The sequence below is a fragment of the Paracoccus sp. (in: a-proteobacteria) genome (assembly GCF_032007265.1).
In the GTDB taxonomy this organism is placed as follows: Bacteria; Pseudomonadota; Alphaproteobacteria; order Rhodobacterales; family Rhodobacteraceae; genus Paracoccus.
In genome coordinates, this window is sequence record NZ_DALZMB010000073.1 from 1 (window position 1) to 20,963 (window position 20,963).

Below are 20,963 nucleotides of genomic sequence, written 5' to 3' on the forward strand. Positions count from 1 at the left end.
GCCCGCGGCCACAGGGCTAGCGGGCCAGTGCGGCCTCGGCCTCGGCGGCGGTGACCAAAAGCGCGCGGTCGCCACCGGCTCGGCCCATCAGCATGATCCCGCAGGCGGGTTGCCCGGTCGGCAGGGTGATCGCGGGCAAGCCCATGAAATTGCCGATCCGAGTATTGCGCAAAGCCAGTAAATTCTCGCGCGCGAAGAACTCTGGGTCCGACAACAGCCGTGCGGCGTCGGGCGGCAGGATCGGAGAGGTCGGCACGATCACCGCATCATAACCCGCCGTCGCCGCTGCATATTCCTGGCGCAATTCCTCGAGCCGGATCCAGGCGGCGATGTAATCAGTCGCCAGGACATCCTTACCGCCGCGGAACCGGTGCAGGATCGGTTGGTACATCAGCTCGGGCGCGTCCTCGATCTGGGCGCGCCAGATGCCGTAGGCCTCGGGGGCAAAGACGGTCGCGGCCAGCTCAAAGACCTCGGCCACGGCAGGGATCGTGGCGCGGTTGATCTGCGCGCCGCCCTTGGCCAGCCGCGCGACCGCATCGTCAAAGGCCGCAACCGGGGCATCGCGAGCCTGATCAAAGGGGGTGCCCTCGAGCACCAGCAGGCGCAGTTTGCGGTTGGGCGTCTCGGACAGGTCGATGGCCGGGGTTTGGGTCAGCGCCGAAAAGATCAGCGCGCAATCCTCGACGGTGCGGGCAATCGGGCCGGGCGTGTCAAAGCGCAGGCACAGCGGCACAATGCCCTGACCTGAAATCGCCCCATGGGTCGGCTTAAAGCCAGTCAGCCCGTTCCAGGCTGCGGGCAACCGGATCGAGCCGCCGGTGTCTGTGCCAATCGCTGCCGCCGCCAGGCCAAGCGCCACGGAAACCGCCGCTCCCGAGGACGACCCCCCCGGTGCCAGCGCCGCATCATAGGCATTGGGCGGCGTGGCCGTCATCGGGTTCAGCCCAAGCCCAGAAAAGGCCAGCTCGGTCATATGGGTCTTGCCCAGACAGATCAGCCCCTCGCCGGTCGCATTGGTCAGGATTTCGGCATCCTGATCCGGCGTACGCCCCTCAAGCAGGCGCGAGCCGGCCTCGGTCGCGATACCAGCGGTGTCGATATTGTCTTTCCAGCTGATCGCGACTCCGTCCAGCAAGCCACGGCGCAGCCCGGCCTTGGCGCGATCATGGGCCGCGACCGATTCCTTGCGCGCGCGTTCCCCGGTCATGCGCGCAAAGATACGCGCGCCATAGGGGTGTTTGGCGGCCGCATCCAGATAGGCTTCGGTCTGCTCAAGGGGGCTGATAAGCCCGGCCATGATTGCCCGTCCCTGTTCGGCAACCGATGCCCGCAACCAATCCATTTCTGCCTCCGTGAAATTCCAAAAATCTGCTTTGGATCGACGCTACTCTGAGGGCGTTCCTGCTTCAATGGCGCATGGACATTGCCGCCGTGGCAGAGATACTGCGCGGCATGGAACATGAATTCGATGTCGTTATCGCGGGCGGAGGCCTGAACGGTCCCGCACTGGCTTTGGCGCTGGCAGATGCCGGGCTATCTGTCGCTGTCGTGGATGCGCGCCCCGCGGATGCGCGTTCGGGCGATGAGTTTGACGGGCGCGCTTATGCGCTGGCTTTGGCCTCGCAGCGGCTGTTAAGCGCTTTGGGGCTGTGGAAGGGGCTGGCTGATAAGGCGCAGCCCATCAATCAGGTGCGCGCCAGCCAGGGCCATGCCGGAGAGGGCGCGGGCCATTTCCACCTGCATTTCGACAGCGCCGAGATCGAAGAAGGCCGTCTGGGCTATATGCTCGAGGATCGCTTCCTGTACCGCGCGCTGTTGGGGGCAATGGCGGGCAAGGTGACGCATGTGGCGGGCGCCGAGGTCATCTCGCAACAGACTGAGGGTGCGCGAATCGCGGTAGGCCTTAAGGATGGGCGCAGCTTTTCGGCCAAGGTTCTGGTGGGGGCCGACGGCCGTGGCTCGGGCGTGGCGACGCGCGCGGGCATTCGGCGCAAGGGACATAGTTATGGCCAGATTGCTTTGGTGGCAGCCATTGATCACGCCTTGCCCCATCATGGCATTGCGCAGCAGCTGTTCCTGCCAAGCGGGCCATTGGCGATTTTGCCGCTGCCGGGCAACCGCTCGTCAATCGTCTGGTCGGAAACCGAGGCCAGCGCCCGCGCCATCCTGGCTTTGCCAGATGCGGAATTTCTAAAAGTCCTGCATCCGCGCTTTGGCGATTTTCTGGGCGAGATCAGCCTGGCAGGGCCGCGCTTTTCTTATCCGCTCAGCATGACACTGGCCGATTCTTATGCCGCAGAGCGGGTCGCCCTGATCGGCGATGCGGCCCATGGCGTGCATCCGATTGCGGGGCAGGGGCTGAACTTGGGCCTGCGCGATGTCGCCTCGCTGGCCGAGACGCTGGTGCTGGCCCATCGCCGTGGCGAAGATATGGGCGCGCTTGCGGTTTTGAAGCGCTATGAAAGCTGGCGGCGCGGCGATGCCACTTTGCTGGCCTATGGCATGGATAGCGTCAATGCGATCTTTTCCAACGATAATCCCATCCTGCGTGCAGGCCGTGCTTTGGGCATGGGGCTGGTCGATGCGGTTCCGGCTTTGCGTCGGGGGTTCATGCGTCAGGCGGCGGGGCTGAGCCTTAATCCGATGCCGCGCTTGCTCACGGGGCGATCACTCTGACGACAGCGGCGGAACGCGCGACATTCCCAAGAGTTATGCTGCTGTGCATCCAGAGAACGTGATGTGCAAGCCTTTGCAGAAACGGTATTATTCGGCCCATGAAAAAGCTTCTTTCCCTCGCGCTTGCGCCCGTCCTTGCCCTTGGCCTTGCCTTTCCGGCCATGGCCGAGAAAATCTCGCTTAACGAGATCTCGCGCTATCTGAACAGCATTCAGACGGCGCAATCCGATTTCACTCAGGTGAATGGTGATGGCACGATCTCGACCGGGACGGTGTTTATCCACCGCCCCAACCGGGTACGTTTCGAATATAAGGGCGATCGGACGCTGGTTCTGGCCTCGGCCGGGCAGGTCGCGGTTTTCGACCGCAAATCCAATGCGGGGCCGCAGCAATATCCGCTATCGAAAACGCCGCTTTCGATCATTCTGGCGCCCAATGTCAATTTGGGTCAGGCGCGGATGGTAACTGGCCATACCGAGAAGAAAAACACGACCGTGGTTACGGCGCAGGACCCTCAGCACCCGGAATATGGCAATATCCAGATGGTGTTCAGCGCCAATCCGACCCAGCTGCGTCAATGGGTGGTGACGGATAGTTCGGGTGTCAAAACGACTGTGATCTTGGGCGACATGAAGCTGGGCGTGTCCATTCCGCCCTCGAAATTCGCCATCCAGAATGAGATCGACCGTCGTCGCTGATCCCTGGCCAAAGCGCAGCCACGCCGGCGCGATCTGACAGCAGTTGAACAAAAGGTCCCGATGATCCGGGGCCTTTTTGCTGTCTTAGTGTGGGTTCTGGCGCCTTAGCGGCAAGAGGCAAGCTGGGCGCGATATTTTTCGGCGCGTTGGGCAACATTGGCCGATACGTTCAAAAGCCAGGGCTTGCCGTTATGCGATCCGTTGGCAAAGCCGCTGCGGCCTTCGTGATAGGCCAGATATTGCGACTGGGCGTCCCATTTCGAAATCCCCAGACGCTTGGAGGTTCCGTCCATATACCAGCCCATGAAATCGGTCGCGTCGCGGATATTGTCGCGCCTTGCGCGGCGATTTCCGGTCTCTTTCTGGTATTCTTCCCAGGTGCCGTCCAATGCCTGGCTATAACCATAGGCCGAGCTTTGGCGTCCGACCGGGATGATACCAAGCACATATTGATGAGGGGTGCGGGCGTCGCCGACGAATTTGGATTCCTGGTGAATCGAGGCCATCTGCACATGAACCGGAACGCCCCAGCGCCGCTCAGTGGTTTTCATGGCTTTGTAATAGGCGGGACGCTCGGCGACGATGGCGCAGGCGTTATCAAGATTGCGCGGCGCCTTATAGCTGCCGCCGCCGCCACAGGACGCGACCAGCCCGACAATCGCCAGTTTGAGATACCTGTTCATGCTGCCCTCATGGTCTTTTTGCTGGCGAGCATAAAGAAAATGTCGGCACGCGCCAATGCAAAACCCGAAGGCCGTCCTAGGATCGGACCATTGCCGCCGATTTGATGATGGCATGGCAGGTTTTGCCGGGTTTCAGATCCAGTGCGGCAACCGAGCGCTGGGTGATCTGCGCCAGCAGATGCGCCGTGCCGATCTGCAATTCGACAAAGCCGCCGCTGAGGGTTTGCACGCGGGCAGGCAAGACATTCAGCGCGGAAATCCCGACGGGCGGGGTCAGGGACAAAATGACCTCATGGGCCAGGATGCGCAGTCGGATCTTGGTCCCCGGTGCCTCGCCTTGATCGGGCAACAAGAGCTCACCGGCAGGGGTGGCGACGCGGCACAGCCCATCGCCCTCTTGCGCGATCACAGTGCCCGGCAAAAGCGCCCCCGGCTCGCGCGTGCCGAATTCTGGCCCGATCTCGGCATCCGAAATCGCCTTGTCCAATGGTCCAGCATAGCTGACCTGGCCGCCCCGCAGCATGACAAGTGTTGTGGCCAGCCGCAAAACCTCGGCGGTTGAATGGCTGACATATAGCATTGGCAGCCTGACCTCGTCGCGCAAACGTTCGAGCCAGGGCATGATCTCGGATTTGCGGCCCTCATCCAGCGCGGCCAAGGGCTCGTCCATCACCAAAAGCGCGGGGTCCGATAGCAGCGCCCGACCAATCGCGGTGCGCTGCTTTTCGCCCCCCGACAGATGGCGCGGGCGCCGCCTAAGCAGCGGGCCAAGGTCCAGCATCTCGACGATACGGTCAAAATCGCGCATCGCGCCCCGGCGCCATCGCCACGAATAGCGCAGGTTCGAGGCTACGCTGAGATGGGGGAAAAGACGGGCATCTTGGAAAACATAGCCGATGCGGCGCTCGCGCGCGGGCAGGTTGATCGCGGCGCGGGAATCATAAAGCACGCGGTCGTCTAGCGAAATTTTCCCGCTATCGGGCGCCAGCAGCCCCGCCACCGCATTCACCGTCGAGGTCTTGCCGCAACCTGATGGGCCAAAGAGCGCAGTGACACCCGGTGGCGCCTCAAAGGTAATATCCAGCGCCATTGCGGCGAACTGACGCCTGATGGAAACACAAAGTGCCATGCTCAATGCCCCAAGCTATCCGCGCGCGGCGCGGCGCGCCAGATATTCGGACAAGATCACGGCACCCATGGCAATGACCACGGAAATCAGCATCAACCGCATGGCCGCGCCATCCCCGCCGGGGGCTTGTAGCAGCGCATAGATGGCCGAGGGAACGGTCTGGGTCTTGCCGGGAATGTTCGAGACAAAGGTGATTGTCGCGCCGAATTCCCCCATGGCCTTGGCAAAGCCAAGCGTGACCCCTGCCAATAGGGCAGGCATGATCAGCGGCAATGTGACCGAAATAAAGACCCATGCTCGGGGGGCACCCAGGGTGGCTGCTGCCTCTTCCAGCCGGGGGTCCACCGCCTCAAAACCCAGACGGATCGCGCGCACCATCAGGGGAAAAGCCATGACCCCCGCTGCCAAGGCAGCCCCGGTCCAACGAAAGGCAAAGACAATGCCCAGTGGTTTTAGCCATGACCCGATCGGCCCCTGCGTGCCAAAGGTCAGCAGCAGCAGATAGCCGGTCACGACCGGGGGCAGGATCAGCGGCAAATGGACGATCCCGCTTAAAAGACCATGCCCCACGAAATCCTTGCGCGCCAAGAGCCAGGCCACTGCAATTGCAAAGGGCAGGCTGCAGATCATCGCCACAAGCGAGACCTGAACCGACAGTGCAACCGCCTGCCATTCCTGAGGGCCAAGCCAGCTCATCACCGCTTACGGAAGTACGGTAAAGCCCTGATCCTCAAAGACCTTTTTGGCGGGTTCCTCGCGCAGACTATTAAGGAAAGCGCCCGCTTGGGTCGAGGTCGAGCCTTTTACGATCGCCGCCGGATAGATGATCGGGTCGTGGCTGTCGGTGGGAAAGGTCGCCGCGACGCTGACGTCTTTTTCAGCCACGGCGTCACTGCCATAAACCACGCCGTAAGGCGCCTCGCCGGTCGCGACCAAGGTCAGCGCCGCGCGCACGTTATCGGCTTGTGCCACATGGCTTTCGACCTTGTCCCACAGCCCCAGCTTTTCCAGCGCTTGCTTGCCATATTGGCCCGCCGGGACGGAATCGACCATTGCCATCGCCAGTTTGCCCTCGCCCAAAGCTTCGGGAAGATTGGCCAGATCGACCGGTTTGCTGGCGCCATGGCCAACCAGTACCAGCGTATTGCCCAACAGGTCGCTGCGCGTTGAAGGATCGATGTTGTCGGTCTTTGCCAGCTCATCCATCCAGTTCTCTGCCGCCGAGATAAAGATATCGGCAGGCGCGCCCTGTTGGATCTGTTTGGCAAGCTGCGAGCTGCCGGCATAGGAAATCGTCACGGTATCGCCCGAGGTTTTCTGCCATTGGCTCGAGATGTCATCCAGCGCGGTTTTCAGGCTGGCAGCGGCAAAAATGGTGATCTCTTCGGCAAAAACCGGGGTGGCAACAAAGGCCGACAGGGCGATTGCGATCAGGGAATGGCGCATGATTGGCTCCGGCGTTGTGTTTGATTGGACATAACCAGAGCCTCCGGTCACGGGCAAGCCTTATTTCCCGCAATCCAATTCAGCATGGGGATCGGCCAGGGCATTCTTTGCGTCTTCGCCTTGGGCCTGGATTTCGGTTTGGGGCCGCAGGGATTGGCGCAAAGCCTCGAGATGAGGGGCGCCAGTATCGCGCAGGATTTGCTCCAAGGCGCGGTAGTTGTCCAAAACCTCTCGGCCCTTAGGGGTCAGCGCCGCGCCCCCGCCGCCCGCGCCCCCGCGCGCGCTATCGACCAAAGGCTCGGTAAAGGTGGTGTTCATCTCATCGACCAGCGCCCAGGCGCGACGATAGCTCATGCCCATGCGCCGCCCGGCCGCCGAGATCGAACCCGCCTCATCAATGTAATGTAAAAGGTCAGCTTTGCCGCGACCAAAGGTCAGACCTTGCTGAAAATGAAGACGGAGGCTGAGGCGAGGATCTTGTTTCATAAGCGCCAGTTTCGGCACAAAGCGTCTCCTGCGCAAGAATGCATCTGCCAAGGAAAAGCTTTCCTGCCGCGCTGCAGCAAGTTAGCATTCCCGCACAGTCCAGCCACAGGAAACGTCATGTCGAAGATTCAGTCTGAAAACGAGATCGTCATTTTGTCGGGCGCGCGCACAGCCATCGGCACCTTTGGCGGCAGCCTTGCGGGCGTCACCCCAATCGAGCTTGCAAGCACCGTGACCAAAGCTGCCATTGAACGTGCAGGGATCTCGCCCGATAAAATCGGCCATGTGGTCTTTGGGCATGTGCTGAACACAGAGCCGCGCGACATGTATCTTAGCCGTGTCGCGATGCTGGATGCGGGTGTGCCCAATACGACGCCCGCCATGAACGTGAACCGGCTGTGCGGTTCGGGCGTACAGGCGATCATTTCGGCAACTCAGGCCCTGACGCTGGGGGATGCTGATTTTGCAATCGCGGGCGGCGCCGAATCCATGAGCCGCGCCCCATATTCTGTCCCGGCGGCACGATTTGGCGCGAAAATGGGCGATACCAAGATGGTCGACATGATGGTCGGCGCACTGACCTGCCCTATGGGAACTGGCCATATGGGCGTGACCGCCGAAAACGTGGCCAGCGAAAATGACATCTCTCGCGAGGCGCAAGACAGTTTCGCACTGGAAAGCCAGAACCGTGCGGCCGCAGCAATCACGCAGGGGCGCTTTCGCGACCAGATCGTCCCGATCGAGATCAAGACCCGCAAGGGGATCGTGGCATTTGATACGGATGAACATCCCAAGGCGAGCGATCTGGACAAGCTGGCAGCCCTGCGCCCAGCCTTCCAAAAGGACGGCACGGTGACGGCGGGCAATGCCTCGGGGCTTAATGACGGTGCCGCTGCAATCGTGCTGGCGCGGGCGGATGCGGCCAGGGCTGCCGGGCTGACGCCGAAGTTCCGTATTCTGGGCTATGCGGTTGCCGGCGTGCGCCCCGAGGTGATGGGGATCGGCCCCGTTCCGGCGGTGCAGGCATTGCTGGCCAAAACCGGGCTGACTGCTGCCGATTTCGATGTGATCGAATCGAACGAGGCCTTCGCGGCTCAGGCATTGGCCGTCAACAAAGGCCTGGGCCTTGATCCGGCAAAGGTGAACCCCAACGGCGGCGCGATTGCTTTGGGCCATCCGATCGGGGCCACTGGTGCAATCATCACCATCAAAGCCATGTCCGAGCTGGACAGGATTGGCGGGAAAAAAGCCCTGATCACCATGTGCATCGGCGGCGGTCAGGGCATTGCCTTGGCGATCGAGCGGATCTGAAGAAAAAGGGCGGGATTTCCCGCCCTTTCTTTACTCGCCTCGGGGAAAGCGTTTGGATTCCTCAAGGATATTCAAATCCATATGGTTACGCATATAGCGCTCCGAGGCCTTCATCAGGGGCTGATAATCCCAAGGATAGTAAGACCCGTTGCGCAGCGCCTCGTAAACGATCCACCGCCGCGCCTGACTTTCGCGAACCTCAGAATCGTAGGCACCCAAGTCCCAGCGTGCGGCCGCTTGCGCGCGCATCCGCTCCAACTCGGCCGCCGCGGCCGGATCGGTGGCAAGGTTCACCCGCTCTGCCGGATCTTCGGCCAGATTGAAAAGCATCTCGGGGTCGGCGGGGCAGGCGATATATTTCCAGGACCCATCCACCAAAGCCACCAATGGCGTGATCGAGCCTTCCGCCGCATATTCCATCGAAACCGGCCCGCGCTCTTGTGCGCCACCAGCCAAAGACTTGCCATCTGTCCATGGCGCAATCTCCGTCATGGAAATACCCACCAGATCGCAAACCGTTGGCAAGACATCGATGGTTGAAACCGGCGTTTCAACCAGCCCCGGCGCCATCGTCGGAGCCGAGATCATCAAAGGCACACGAGCCGATTGTTCAAAGAAGTTCATCTTGAACCATAGCCCGCGCTCGCCCAGCATTTCGCCGTGATCCGACAGGAAAAGGATGATCGCATCCTGACGGGTGCGCTCAAGCACATCCAAAATCTCGCCGACCTTGTCGTCGATATAAGAGATATTGGCAAAATAGGCCTGGCGCGAGCGGCGGATATTTTCCTCGGTCACGTCGAGTCCGCGAAAATCGCAGGCATCCATCAGACGCTGGGAATGAGGGTCCTGATCCTCATAGGCGATCGGGGCGGGGGCCGCCAACTCATCGGCGCCCTCGTAAAGATCCCAATACTTGCGCCGCGCGACAAAGGGGTCATGGGGATGGGTAAAGCTGACGGTCAGGCACCATGGGCGCTCATCGGCGCCACGCGACAGGTCGTATAGCTTGCGGCAAGCGTTATAGGCGACCTCGTCGTCATATTCATACTGGTTGGTAATCTCTGCCACGCCCGCGCCGGTGACCGAGCCAAGGTTGTGATACCACCAATCAATGCGCTCGCCGGGTTTGCGGTAATCGGGCGTCCATCCGAAATCGGCTGGGTAAATATCGGTCGTCAGACGCTCTTCGAAACCATGTAGCTGATCGGGGCCGACGAAATGCATCTTGCCCGACAGGGTGGTCTGATAGCCCGCCCGGCGCAGGTGATGGGCATAGGTCGGGATATCCGAGGCAAATTCAGCGGCATTGTCATAGACCCGCGTCCGCCGCGGCAATTGCCCGGACATGAAGCTTGCCCGGCCCGGCGCGCAAAGCGGGCTGCCGGTATAGGCGTTTTTATACCTTGTCGACCGCGCGGCCAGTTTCTTGAGGTTGGGGGCGTGCAGAAAATCGGCAGGGCCGTCGGGGAAAAGAACCCCCGACAGCTGATCTGCCATCAAAATCAGAATATTGGGACGAGTGGACACGTTACTTCACCGCAGCCATAACCGCTTCTGCGCCGGGCTTGCCGTCAAGCGTGCTAACCCCATCCAGCCATTTCGCCGCAACCTCGGGATGGGCCGCGATCCAGCCGGCGGCCGCCTTGGAGGCGTCCATTCCGTCATCCAAGATATTGCCCATCAGGACGTTTTCCATATCCACGTCAAAGGTCAGCTGGCTGAAAAGCCGGGCGATATTGGGGCATTGTGCGACCCAATCCTTGCGCGCGATCGTATGGACCGAGGCACCGCCGAAATCGGGGCCAAATTCGGCATCTCCGCCCGATAGATAGATCACGTTCAGTTTGACGTTCATCGGATGGGGCGCCCAGGCCAAAAAGACCGAAGGTACATTGGCGCTGTCATTGCGCTGCACTTGAGCCAGCATGCCTTGCTCGCTTGATTCGACCAGCTCCCAATCGCCGAGGCCAAAGCTATCATCGGCGATCATCTTGGCGATGGATTGGTTGGCCGGTGCGCCGGGCTCGATGCCATAGATCTTGCCCTGGAATGCGTCTTTATGGGCATCCAGATCGGCGAAATCCTTGACGTTCAGATCCTTGGCGGTGCCGGTCACAGCCAAAGTGAATTTGGCGCCGCTGAGGTTCTGGACCAGCTCTTCGGTCTTGCCCGAGGCGTCCAAGTCATCGCGGAATTTTTGCTGGGCTGGCATCCAGTTGCCAAGAAACACATCGGTTTCGCCGTTTTTCAACGCCTCATAGCCGATCGGAACCGCCAAAGTACGGATATCGGGCTTATAGCCCAGCCCTTTCAGCAGCGCGGAGGCGACACCATTGGTGGCCGTGATATCGGTCCAGCCGGGATCTGAAAGGCGCACGGTGGCGCAGCTGGCCGGATCATTGGCAAAGGCAGGGGCGGCGCCTGCGACGATCAGGGTGATCAGCGCGGCGCCAGACAGCCGTGCGCGGGGGGAAGAGGCAAATCTTGACATAGCGTCCTCGTCAGTTGTGCCCCTTGCTTATTGCAAGAGTGCTTCCCCCTCATCAAGACGCGGCGCTGGCAGGGGAATCAAGTCAAGATCGATGCTTCGCGCGCGCAAGACAATTTGTGACCTGCCAATCCTTTCGCTATCGTCGGGCCAAATCGCCCGGCTGGGCGGTCGCAACCGCAGGAGGCTTGCATGTCCGACCCCGAAAGCGCGCATGATCGTTGTGATGTCTGTGGTCGTGATTTTCAGGCCAAACTGCTGACCTCGGGCAGTGACATCCGCAGCTCGCTTTCGGCGCTGATCCGTAAAGATGTCCCTGGTTGGAGCGAGGCCGGCCTGATCTGTCCGCAATGTTTGCAGCGATATCGCCAGCTTTACCTGACCCAGATCCTTGCCGATGAAACCGGAGAGCTGGGCGAGCTGGAAACCGAGGTTGCAACCGCCCTGCATAACGGTCGGCTTTTGACGCTGCAGACCGCGCCCGACGAAGAGGATGAAAAGGCAGGTTTTGGCGCCCGCATGGCTGATCGGGTCGCTGAATGGGGTGGGTCTTGGACCTTTATCCTGTGCTTTTTCGCGGTTCTGGTGGTGTGGATGGCGGTCAATGTGGCCGGGGTCTTTTCCAGGCCATTTGACCCCTATCCGTTTATCTTGTTGAACCTGCTTTTGTCTTGCGTGGCGGCTTTTCAGGCGCCTGTGATCATGATGAGCCAGCGCCGCCAAGAGGCAAAAGATCGCCAGCGCGCCGAGAATGATTACCAGATCAACCTGAAATCCGAGCTAGAGCTGCGTTTGCTGCATGATAAAATCGATCACCAGCTGACCCATCAATGGCGCCGCCTGTTAGAAATTCAGCGCATCCAGATCGATCTGCTGCATGAGATGCGCCGCGAATTTCCTGCCGAAGTCGCGACCGCGCAATCGGGTGATACGCCGCCGAAATAGGTGCTGCCAATTTGCGCGGCGGGCATCCCAAAGCGGCAAAAGCCCCTGATCCGGGCCGCGCGGCGCGTCATGATCTGAAATCCTGGCCATTCTGCGCGCAAGGCAGCAGGCTGATGCCAAGCACAGGCATCGTTTGGCCAGCTTGACCATGGCCCATTTCTGGACGGGTCAAAAATCGAACGGGCCGCCCTTTCGGTGCGGCCCGCGAGATCTACGGAGATGGTCCGGTTAGGGCTGGAGCCAACCGTCCCAGTCAGGGTTTACGACCCTTGGGGCTGCCCTTAGGCCACGGCCACCCTGACTGTCCCGACACCTCTCTCCACTATCACTCTCGACACTGGACCACCTCCTTTCAAAATGTTGCCGTTATAGGAAGCGTGACACAGATATCTGGTCTGTCAATTAGATTTGCGCGCGGCGCTCGATCAAATTGCCTACAATGATACGGAATGGCAGCAGCGCAAAGATCGCTTGGACCATTTTCACCGACCAATCGGCGACGGCCAGCGACACCCACAAGGGCAGGCTGGGACCATGGCCCAAGAGCGGGACCAGCTCATTGGCCCAGGCAACATCGTCATGGGGAAAGACACCGCTAAGGCCGGTCCAGAAGGCGATGCCGAAAAAGATCACAGTATCGACAATGGCACCTGCGACCGTTGCCGCCAGCGGTGGCAGCCACCAGTTGCGCTGGCGCAGACGGTTGAACACCGCGATGTCCAGCAATTGCGCCGAAAGGAATGCCGCGCCCGAGGCGATGGCGATACGCAGGGTCGTCTTGTCTAGGCCCGCAGCAATGATTGAGCAGATCACCCCGGTCACAAAGCCCGCGAACACCACTTTGCGCGCGGCAGTGGGGCCATAGATGCGGTTCATGACATCGGTGACAAGAAAGGCTACGGGATAGGTCAGCGCCCCCCAGGTCAGCCAGCTGCCCAGCAGGTGCTGGACCAGAATATTGGAGGCCACAACGACGATGGCCATGGCAATGATGCCAGGAAGAATGCGGGACATGTCAGGTTCCGTTTTGACAAGGTAGCGGAGAACTCGGCCTGCATCTGCAGGCAAATCGGGCCGATACGCCCTGTTCAGCGCTGAGTCAACCTTGCTTGGGGTCAGTTTGGGGCGGGTGCGCTGGCGGCAGCCTCGCGGATATCGACCGAGAATGCACCGGCCATTCCCTCGACTGCGGTATTGGTCAGCGCGACCAGCGTGCGTTGGCGCGCCGGGTCGATGTACCAGCAATGGCCATAGATGCCGCCCCAGGTGACGCTGCCCGGCGATAAATGGGTCTTGGCCGCAGCCGGGTCTTTCAGGACTGCGCCTGCCCAGCCGTGGGCATAGCCGGGTCCGCGGGTCGGGTGGCCGGGCGGGGCGAAATCATAGCGCCCCTGCAAGGCCGCTTGGCGCCACTTGGCCTGAAGAAAATCCCCACCCGTCAGCGTTTCCAGCAGGATCAAGGCCGCCTCGGCCGTGCCTGCCATGCCGCCCCCGCCCGACGGAAAGGCCGCCATTTCGGTGATGCGATCGGGGTCATAGGCAAATGCCTGACCCTCGGGCAGACTGCCCTGAACCCGGGTGAGGCCCTCCATCCGGCGTGGATCGCTGGGGCCATCGGCATAGGGGGCGCTCAGATGGCGGGTATTGGGCAGGAAAAATGCGGCATCCAGTGCCAAAGGCCCCGTGACAAGATCGGCCATGGCAAATGGCAAGGCGCTGTCGGTGACGGCCTCGATCACCGCACCCAGCACATCCGTCGCGACCGAATAGCGCCAGTCACGACCCGGCGTCAGATCCAGCGGCACGCTGGCAATGCGCCGCAGGTTTTCGGCCAATGAGATCTCGCGCTCTGAAATCCCATCCGAAACCCCGGCCTGCGCGTAGCTGCCCTTGGCATTCTGGTTAAAGCCGTAATCCAGCCCTGCCGTATGGTTCAAAAGATCGCTAACGCGAATATCGGGACGTTGGCCATCCGCAAAGGCGGGGGTGAAATCGGGCAGCCAGCGCCGCACCAGATCATCGGGTGACAGCAGGCCGTCTTGCATCAGGCGCAGCGCGGCAACGGTGGTGAAGGGTTTAGAGACCGAGGAATAGCGAAACCACGTATCGGTCTGCATCTCGCGCCCGGCCTCGCGATCGGCAAAACCTGCGGCGCGGCGATAGGTGATCTGCCCGTTCTCGGCCATCATCACCACTGTTCCGACGATGCGGTTTTGGGCAATGGCCCTGTCGATGGCCTGATCGATTGCCTGTGACGCGGTCTGCTGGTCTGTGCTTTCGCTCATTTTTCCGCTTTCCCTAATCTGCCATCTGGAGCGAATGGAAAGGCAGCGCGGCGGGGAAGTAAAGCCGTGGCGGGCAGGGGATGCGGAAAACGGCTGACAAGGCCCTAATCGGTGACCCGATATTCAACCAATTCGGTGCGCTGGAAAAAGTTGAAATTATCGTCCGAGACCATGGTCAGCCGGATGCCGAAATCATCCCTCCAGACCGAGATGCCTTCAAGGTTGTCATATTGCATGGGACGGGTCTGCAACAAAACCTGTTCATTGCTCAGCCCATCCTCGCTTAAATCAAAGCGGCGGACGCGCGACAAAAAGCCAAGCAGCCCTTTGAAGTCCCGCTCGAGCAGATAAAACCGCCCATCCGGCCCTATGTCAGAGCCGACCGGCAACCAGTTTCCGTTGCGCGGCACCGAAAAGGGCTGATCCCAGACCCCGTTGCGCCAGCGCCAGACCGGAAAGGGCCGCTCCAGTTTGCCCGAGCGCTCGGGCATGGTCAAAAGCGTGCCGTCGGGCGTGATCGCCAATGATTCAAGCGCGGAATTGCGCTGCATCTGGCGAAATTCCGGGGGGCCTTTCAGCACCTTTGCCGGGCTGTCGGGCGTATCATAGCGCACGACCCGTACCAGACCTTCGAAGCTGACATAGATGACCCCGTCAGGCCCGATCGCAAGCCCCTCGGAATCGCCAAGATTGCCCGGCTTTAGCGGCTTGCCATTGCTGTCTCGTAAGCGGGCATTACCAGCGGAATCCATCGCGCGAATCCGGCCTGCATTGTCGCGCTCGATCGTGCCCCAGCGCAAAGTGGCGCGATCTGACAAAGCGGTGAATGACAGGCCATCATCCGAGATTTCAATGCCCGAATAGCCGCCGAAATCAGGGTCATTTTCAGACCAGACATAGGTGGCGATGTAATCGACCTGAGGTGGCGATGCGGGAAGGGATGGGGTGTCGTTCTGGGTGGCCTCGACCGTGAGGGCCGCATCTGCGGCCAGCCCATCAGTTGCCAGTGCCGCCACAAGGATTGTGGCGGCAAGGCTGGTCAGGACAAAGCTCGTTTTTTTGGCACTTACCGCGCGACGGCTACTGTCTGGCATTGCTGGGGCATCTCGCTCAGTCGATAGCTGCGGGGGTGTCGATAATCGGGATCGGGCGGCGTGGGTTTGACGCGGCTGGGATTGATACGGTTTTCAATCCATTTTGCCGCTTCGGCACAGCCATCACCCGCAGGTGGCGGGTCTTGCTGCTGGCAGCTAGAGCCCGCGGGGCAGCTCAGCCGGACATGGAAGTGATAGTCGTGATTGTTCAGCGGGCGCACCTTGCGCAGCCAGTTGCGATTGCCTGTTTCCATGTCGCACATGGCAACTTTGACGACAGGATCGACGAAAATACGCTCGACGCGGGGGGCGCTGGCGGCGGCACGGATGATCGCCATATGGCCGGGGTTCCAGTATTTGGTCAGCTGTGTGCCGGCCTTGTTCACCACCGAAACCGAGGACAGATCCTCGCGCTGTTGACGCGACAGCGACAGGCTGGACGGCGGCAGCATCCAGATATCGGCATCCAGCCCCATCTGATGGCTGGCATGACCGGACGAGGCCGGGCCGCCACGCGGCTGGCCGATATCGCCGATATAAAGTCCGTTCCAGCCCGCGCGTTGTGCGGCGCCCGACAGGCCGACCAGGAAATCGATCATCTGGGGATGGCCCCAGTTGCGGTTGCGCGACAGGCGCATGGCCTGCCAGCTTGGGCCGCTTTCGGGCAGCTGAACCGCCCCCGAAACGCACCCTTTCGAGTAAAAGCCAATCGCGACAGGGCGTCCGCCTGTCGGCCCCGGCGCTGCCCCGAACACATCCTTGGCCAAAGGATCTGCCTGTGCGGGGGCAAGCGATAATGGCAGCGCCAGCGCGGCAAGCGCGGCTGCTGTTGTCAGGATGCGTCGGATCACTGCTCGGGTTCTCCCTCTGGTTTGACCCAGATTAACAGGAACAGTGCGAGAGTGAACATCACGATCAGCGGAGAGATGCCGAGGTTTTGATTGCCGCTCAGATCGGTGACCAGTGCAATCAGCAAGGGCGCCAGAAAGGCTGTGGCCTTGCCGGAAAGCGCGTAAAGCCCAAAGGCTTCGGCTGCGCGCTCGGGGCTGGTATGGCGGACCATCATCGTGCGGCTGGCGGCCTGAAGCGCGCCGCCGGCGCCGCCAATCGCGACACCACAGATGAAAAAGGCGATGTCAGGCAGATGCGAACCCGGCTGCAGGGGGTAGCCGAAAAACTGCTCGCGGCTAAGGCCGACAATGACCATGCAGACGGCAATCAGAACCAGGCTACAGCCCCAGATCACCGGACGCGGACCCCAGCGATGGTCGGCGTGTCCGCCCACCCAGGTCAGGATCGCTGCGGAAATGGCGCTGACCACGCCAAAGATACCGGCCAAAAGCACGGGCCACCCCAGAACGGCTGCCGCATAGACACCACCAAATGCGTAAAGCGCGTTCAGCGCATCGCGTGAAAACATCGACGAGACCAGCCATGCCGCCAATGAGCGGCGGTGGCGCAGGCTGGCGATCAGCGCGCCCAGGCTGCGCAGGGCAGGGCCAATGCCCGAGCTGACGGCGGTCTGTCGCGGCTCTTTTACCCACAGAAAGAAAGGCAGCATGAAAATCACGTACCAGATCGCGACAAAGGGGCCAGCGGCTCGGGTGCCTTCGCGCATGGCTGGATCAAGGCCCAACAGCGGCGGCAGCCCGATCAACGTACGCCCGGTTTGCGTATTTTCTGCCAAGAACAGCAGGGTAAAGGCCAATGCGACCACCCCGCCCAGATAACCAAAGGCATAGCCGGTCCCTGAAATCCGCCCGATTTCATGGCGAGGTGCCAGACCCGGCAGCAGCGCATTGGTAAAAATGGCGGTGAATTCCATCCCGATCAGGCCAAGCCCAAAACAGGCAATCGCAAAGCCAAGATTGCTGCCATCGGGCAGCAGCATCCACAGCGCCGAAGCGCCGATCACGTAAAACAGCGAAAAGATCCAGATCCACATCATCCGCCGACCGGTTCCATCCGCCAGCGCGCCAAGCAATGGGGCGAAAGCGGCAATCAGCACCCCAACAACCGCCAGACCGTAACCCCAAAGCGATTGCGCGCTGGCACCTGCGGCGGCCTCGGTCTGCCCAAGGGCCATGAAATGGGCCTTGGCGGCTTGCGTGTAATAGATGGGAAAGATGAAGGTCATCAGCAGGGTGGCATAGGGCTGGCTGGCCCAGTCAAAAAACCACCATCCCCAGATCCGCTTCTTGTCGAGCACGCTGATCTCCGTCGCGTAAGGCGCGGCCAATAGGCCAGAATTTTGCTATCGAGGCAAATCGTCTTTTGGATCGATCGCGGCCAGAGGGGGGATAGTGGGGGGCCAGGGTCGCTGCGCATCGGCATGGATCCAGGCCTTGACCCAATCGGGCAGTTCGGGGCTGGCCTCGTGACGACCGGCTGCCTCCATCAGGCGATGGGGGGCGACGATGCCTTGATCAGAAGTAATCGCTGCACGCAACAACATGTTGTTGCAGCACTCGCCCTTGGACCACATACTTTGTTCCATATAGATGAAGCGGTGATCCCAGCCCAAGGTATGGCTGACCATCGTAAAGCGCTGAAACGCGCGGATGCGCCGGCGATAGCGCACGGTATTTCCCGCCACCGTAATACCCCAGCGCTGCGCCCTCATGGTGCCGATGATACCCGTTCGCACGGCCAGCGGCAGGCGTCCCAGATCAAACAGGGTCAGCGTGCGGCCGTTGTTCAGCTCGATCCAGGGGTCAAGGTCCCACGGCCAGCAGCGATGGGTCGAGACATGAACGCCCGTCAGCGGCAGCGCCGGAAGGCTTCGCGCCCTCCATATATCTTTGGCAAAGCGGATGAGGGGATACATCTGGGCTCCTTGACTGTCTTCGAACCGGGGCTAGCTGCGGCGATTGGTAGCGTCAACGACGACCTCGCGGCATGGCGACTTGCGCGGGGGCGCGCTCTGGCTTACCTGTCATGGCAACTTTTCTGGAAAGGTTGCCATGACCACGCTGTTTCAAGCCCTGATGATGATCCTGGATGTGGTCTGGTTTATCATGATCGCGCATATCATCATGTCGTGGCTGATCAACTTCCAGGTGCTGAATTTGCGCCAACCTGTCGTGTGGCAAATCTGGAACGGGCTGTCGCGCCTGCTGGAGCCGCTTTATGCGCCCGTCCGCCGCATCCTGCCCAATACCGGCGGGCTGGATCTGGCGCCGCTGGTGGTCTTTATCGCTATCATCATTCTGCAGCGGCTTTTGATCAACAACGCCAGCTGGTTTTACAGCTTCTGATCATGTCAGCCGCACCCCTTTTGCGGCAGGTCTTTGGTTTTGACGGCTTCCGCCCCGGGCAGGAAGAGATCGTCAAGGCCGTGGCCGCTGGTCAAGATGTTTTGGCCATCATGCCGACGGGCGGGGGTAAATCTCTTTGTTATCAACTGCCTGCGCTGATGCGCGAGGGCGTCACGGTTGTGATTTCACCGCTGATTGCCCTGATCCGCGATCAGGTGCGGGCGTTGCGCGCGGCAGGGGTTGCGGCCGGGGCGCTGACCTCAGGCAATACCGAGGACGAAACTGCCGCGGTCTTTGACGGGCTGCGCGCGGGCGATCTCAAGCTGCTATACATGGCGCCCGAGCGGTTGGCCTCGAGCGGAACCGTTTCGATGCTTAAGCGCGCCAATGTCACGGCCATTGCCGTTGATGAGGCGCATTGCGTCAGCCAATGGGGGCATGATTTTCGCCCTGACTATCTGCGGATCGGAGAGCTGAGGGCGGCACTGGATGTGCCATTGGCGGCTTTTACCGCCACCGCTGATGCCGAAACCCGCGAAGAAATCATGCGCCGCCTTTTTGCAAATGGCGCGCCTTTAACCTTTCTGCATGGTTTTGATCGGCCCAATATCCATCTGGCCTTTGCGCCCAAGGATGGCCCGCGCCGCCAGATCTTGGACTTTGCCCGCGCCCGCGAGGGGCAGTCGGGCATCATCTATTGTGGCACAAGGGCCAAGACCGAAAGCCTGGCACTGGCCTTAAGCGAGGCGGGGCTTGCGGCCATCGCCTATCATGGCGGGATGGAGGCCGAGGCGCGTCGCGAGGTCGAGGCGCGGTTTCAGCGCGATGACGGTCTGATCGTGGTTGCGACCATCGCCTTTGGCATGGGGATCGACAAACCGGATATCCGTTGGGTTGCCCACGCCGATCTGCCGCGCTCGATCGAGGCATATTATCAGGAAATCGGCCGCGCCGGCCGCGATGGTGGCCCAGCCGAAACGATGACGCTTTACGGACAGGACGATATTCGCTTGCGCCGCAGCCAGATCGACGAGGGTCTGGCCCCATTCGAGCGCAAATCAGCAGATCACGCGCGGCTGAATGCGCTTTTGGGGCTCGCCGAGGCGGTCCAGTGTCGCCGTCAGTATCTTTTGGGCTATTTCGGCGAAACAGCACCCCCCTGTGGGCATTGCGATATTTGCGACAATCCGCCCGAAACCTTTGACGGGACCGAGGCCGTCCGCAAGGCTTTGTCCGCGATCTTGCGCACAGGCGAGATGTTTGGCGCGGGCCATATCATCGATGTGGTGACGGGAACCGCGACCGATAAGGTCAAGCAGCGTGGCCATGATCAGTTGCCGACCTTTGGTTGCGGCCGCGATATTTCCAAGCCCGCCTGGCAGGCGATCATCCGACAGATGCTGGGCCGCGACCTGGTCCGGCCTGATCCCGAGCGCCACGGCGGCTTGGCGATCACGGAAAACGCCCATCCGGTCTTGCGTGGCGAAGTTGCGGTGACCTTGCGCCGCGATCTGATTGCCAAGGCGCGCGTCTCTCCGGTGGTGCGGGCACAGGTCTCGGATGAGGATGCCCCGCTGTTTTCGGCGCTACGTGCTAAACGCCGTGCTTTGGCCGAGGCGCAAGGCGTGCCTGCCTATGTGATTTTCCCAGATAAGACGCTGATCGACATGGTGGCGATTCGGCCTATGACGCTGGACGACATGGCGCGGGTCAGCGGGGTCGGGGCCAAAAAACTGGAAAGCTATGGCCGCGAGTTTTTGGCCGTCATTGCCGGCGAGGTGGCCCCTTTGCATCCGGCCCGACGCGCTTTGGCCGGACTGGATGCGGGCGCGCTTTTTGACCGTTTGCAACAAGCCCAAGTCCAGCTGGTACGCGGGGCCGAGGGCACACAAAAGCCGCTGTCCGTGTCCAGCGCCGTTCTGCGCCGCATCGCTCAAGATCGCCCGCGTGATCTGTCGCGCTATCTTGATCCCGCGCGGCTTGATCGGTTTGGCCCGGCCTTTCTTGACGAAATCAACCGTTAACGGGGGGCTGGGCCAAGGCCGTGCCTTGCGGGCTTTTTCCGTCCTGACCGGGCGGGCGCACACCAAAGACCGCGCAGTATAGGGCGGGCACAAAGACCAAAGTGACCAGCGTTCCCGCGATAATTCCACCCATCATCGCATAGGCCATCGGCCCCCAGAACACCTGCCGCGAAATCGGGATCAGCGCAAATGAGGCAGCCGCCGCTGTCAGCAAAATGGGGCGCGCGCGGCTGTCCGAGGCATGAAAGACGGCATCCCAACGGCTGTGACCGCTGGTCAAGAGCACCTCGATTTCATGGACAAGAATGATCGAATTGCGAATAAGAATGCCGATCAATGCCAGAATGCCCAAAATCGCCACGAAACCCATGGGCACGCCAAATGGCACCAAGGCGGCGACGACACCGATCAGGCCAAGGGGTGCTGCCGCAAAAA

21 protein-coding genes are annotated in these 20,963 nt (G+C 61.1%); 6 read left to right on the plus strand and 15 right to left on the minus strand.

The genetic code is table 11. From position 1 onward, the window contains the following. Positions 1–16 precede the first annotated feature (16 nt). On the minus strand, positions 17–1,345 hold the full coding sequence (locus RTS12_RS14405; protein WP_312529705.1) for an amidase: 1,329 nt from the start codon (positions 1,343–1,345) through the stop codon (positions 17–19). A 110-nt stretch (positions 1,346–1,455) separates the two neighbouring features. Between RTS12_RS14405 and RTS12_RS14410 the strand changes: the two genes are divergently transcribed. Next, a complete protein-coding gene (locus tag RTS12_RS14410; protein ID WP_409455689.1) occupies positions 1,456–2,679 on the plus strand; it encodes a UbiH/UbiF/VisC/COQ6 family ubiquinone biosynthesis hydroxylase in 1,224 nt (407 codons plus the stop codon). A gap of 98 nt (positions 2,680–2,777) precedes the next feature. Continuing rightward, the gene (locus RTS12_RS14415) at positions 2,778–3,377 is read left to right on the plus strand and encodes an outer membrane lipoprotein carrier protein LolA (protein WP_312529710.1); all 600 of its coding nucleotides are present in this window, start codon (positions 2,778–2,780) and stop codon (positions 3,375–3,377) included. 104 nt (positions 3,378–3,481) lie between these two features. On the opposite strand, the gene RTS12_RS14420 is transcribed toward RTS12_RS14415, so the two are convergent. The 5 genes from RTS12_RS14420 to RTS12_RS14440 all read right to left on the minus strand — a co-directional run bounded on the left by RTS12_RS14420 (position 3,482) and on the right by RTS12_RS14440 (position 7,172). Then, positions 3,482–4,060 (minus strand): lytic transglycosylase, encoded by a 579-nt coding sequence (locus RTS12_RS14420; protein WP_312529712.1) that lies wholly within the window; start codon positions 4,058–4,060, stop codon positions 3,482–3,484. A 76-nt stretch (positions 4,061–4,136) separates the two neighbouring features. Next, complete coding sequence (gene modC / locus RTS12_RS14425) at positions 4,137–5,189, minus strand: molybdenum ABC transporter ATP-binding protein (RefSeq protein WP_312529714.1); 1,053 nt, start codon at positions 5,187–5,189, stop codon at positions 4,137–4,139. Between the two features lie 15 nt (positions 5,190–5,204). Then, positions 5,205–5,885 (minus strand): molybdate ABC transporter permease subunit, encoded by a 681-nt coding sequence (modB, locus tag RTS12_RS14430; protein ID WP_312529716.1) that lies wholly within the window; start codon positions 5,883–5,885, stop codon positions 5,205–5,207. A 6-nt stretch (positions 5,886–5,891) separates the two neighbouring features. Continuing rightward, positions 5,892–6,635 (minus strand): molybdate ABC transporter substrate-binding protein, encoded by a 744-nt coding sequence (gene modA / locus RTS12_RS14435; RefSeq protein WP_312529718.1) that lies wholly within the window; start codon positions 6,633–6,635, stop codon positions 5,892–5,894. A gap of 60 nt (positions 6,636–6,695) precedes the next feature. Then, positions 6,696–7,172, minus strand: a complete 477-nt coding sequence (locus RTS12_RS14440; protein WP_312529720.1) for a LysR family transcriptional regulator — start codon at positions 7,170–7,172, stop codon at positions 6,696–6,698. Between the two features lie 66 nt (positions 7,173–7,238). On the opposite strand from RTS12_RS14440, the gene RTS12_RS14445 reads away from it, so the two are divergent. Further along, positions 7,239–8,432, plus strand: coding sequence for an acetyl-CoA C-acyltransferase family protein (locus tag RTS12_RS14445; RefSeq protein ID WP_312529722.1), 1,194 nt, complete (start codon positions 7,239–7,241; stop codon positions 8,430–8,432). Between the two features lie 30 nt (positions 8,433–8,462). Here RTS12_RS14445 and betC read toward each other — a convergent pair whose 3' ends face one another. Both betC and choX read right to left on the minus strand, forming a co-directional pair. Continuing rightward, complete coding sequence (gene betC / locus RTS12_RS14450) at positions 8,463–9,962, minus strand: choline-sulfatase (RefSeq protein WP_312529724.1); 1,500 nt, start codon at positions 9,960–9,962, stop codon at positions 8,463–8,465. Position 9,963: 1 nt separating this feature from the next. Continuing rightward, positions 9,964–10,926, minus strand: coding sequence for a choline ABC transporter substrate-binding protein (gene choX, locus RTS12_RS14455; RefSeq protein ID WP_312529726.1), 963 nt, complete (start codon positions 10,924–10,926; stop codon positions 9,964–9,966). A gap of 189 nt (positions 10,927–11,115) precedes the next feature. Here choX and RTS12_RS14460 point away from each other — a divergent pair, with 189 nt between their 5' ends. Continuing rightward, positions 11,116–11,868, plus strand: a complete 753-nt coding sequence (locus RTS12_RS14460) for a DUF1003 domain-containing protein (protein ID WP_312529728.1) — start codon at positions 11,116–11,118, stop codon at positions 11,866–11,868. A gap of 402 nt (positions 11,869–12,270) precedes the next feature. On the opposite strand, the gene RTS12_RS14465 is transcribed toward RTS12_RS14460, so the two are convergent. The 6 genes from RTS12_RS14465 to RTS12_RS14490 form a co-directional block, all read right to left on the minus strand. Next, positions 12,271–12,882 (minus strand): queuosine precursor transporter, encoded by a 612-nt coding sequence (locus tag RTS12_RS14465; RefSeq protein WP_312529731.1) that lies wholly within the window; start codon positions 12,880–12,882, stop codon positions 12,271–12,273. A 101-nt stretch (positions 12,883–12,983) separates the two neighbouring features. Continuing rightward, the gene (locus RTS12_RS14470; RefSeq protein ID WP_312529733.1) at positions 12,984–14,153 is read right to left on the minus strand and encodes a serine hydrolase domain-containing protein; all 1,170 of its coding nucleotides are present in this window, start codon (positions 14,151–14,153) and stop codon (positions 12,984–12,986) included. A gap of 104 nt (positions 14,154–14,257) precedes the next feature. Beyond that, positions 14,258–15,247, minus strand: a complete 990-nt coding sequence (locus tag RTS12_RS14475; RefSeq protein ID WP_312529735.1) for an esterase-like activity of phytase family protein — start codon at positions 15,245–15,247, stop codon at positions 14,258–14,260. Continuing rightward, positions 15,220–16,098 (minus strand): penicillin-insensitive murein endopeptidase, encoded by an 879-nt coding sequence (gene mepA / locus RTS12_RS14480; RefSeq protein WP_312529737.1) that lies wholly within the window; start codon positions 16,096–16,098, stop codon positions 15,220–15,222. Before mepA ends, RTS12_RS14475 begins: the two co-directional genes overlap by 28 nt. Beyond that, a complete protein-coding gene (locus tag RTS12_RS14485; RefSeq protein WP_312529738.1) occupies positions 16,095–17,456 on the minus strand; it encodes an MFS transporter in 1,362 nt (453 codons plus the stop codon). Before RTS12_RS14485 ends, mepA begins: the two co-directional genes overlap by 4 nt. 45 nt (positions 17,457–17,501) lie before the next feature. Then, entirely contained in the window at positions 17,502–18,074 is a 573-nt protein-coding gene (locus tag RTS12_RS14490; protein WP_312529739.1) for an acyl-CoA thioesterase, read from the minus strand. 136 nt (positions 18,075–18,210) lie between these two features. On the opposite strand from RTS12_RS14490, the gene RTS12_RS14495 reads away from it, so the two are divergent. After that, complete coding sequence (locus tag RTS12_RS14495; protein ID WP_312529741.1) at positions 18,211–18,504, plus strand: YggT family protein; 294 nt, start codon at positions 18,211–18,213, stop codon at positions 18,502–18,504. A gap of 2 nt (positions 18,505–18,506) precedes the next feature. Beyond that, the gene (recQ, locus tag RTS12_RS14500; RefSeq protein WP_312529743.1) at positions 18,507–20,528 is read left to right on the plus strand and encodes a DNA helicase RecQ; all 2,022 of its coding nucleotides are present in this window, start codon (positions 18,507–18,509) and stop codon (positions 20,526–20,528) included. On the opposite strand, the gene RTS12_RS14505 is transcribed toward recQ, so the two are convergent. Then, a partial coding sequence (locus RTS12_RS14505; protein WP_312529746.1) for an efflux RND transporter permease subunit occupies positions 20,518–20,963 on the minus strand: 446 nt, incomplete at its 5' end. The two genes, recQ and RTS12_RS14505, sit on opposite strands and share 11 nt — an antisense overlap.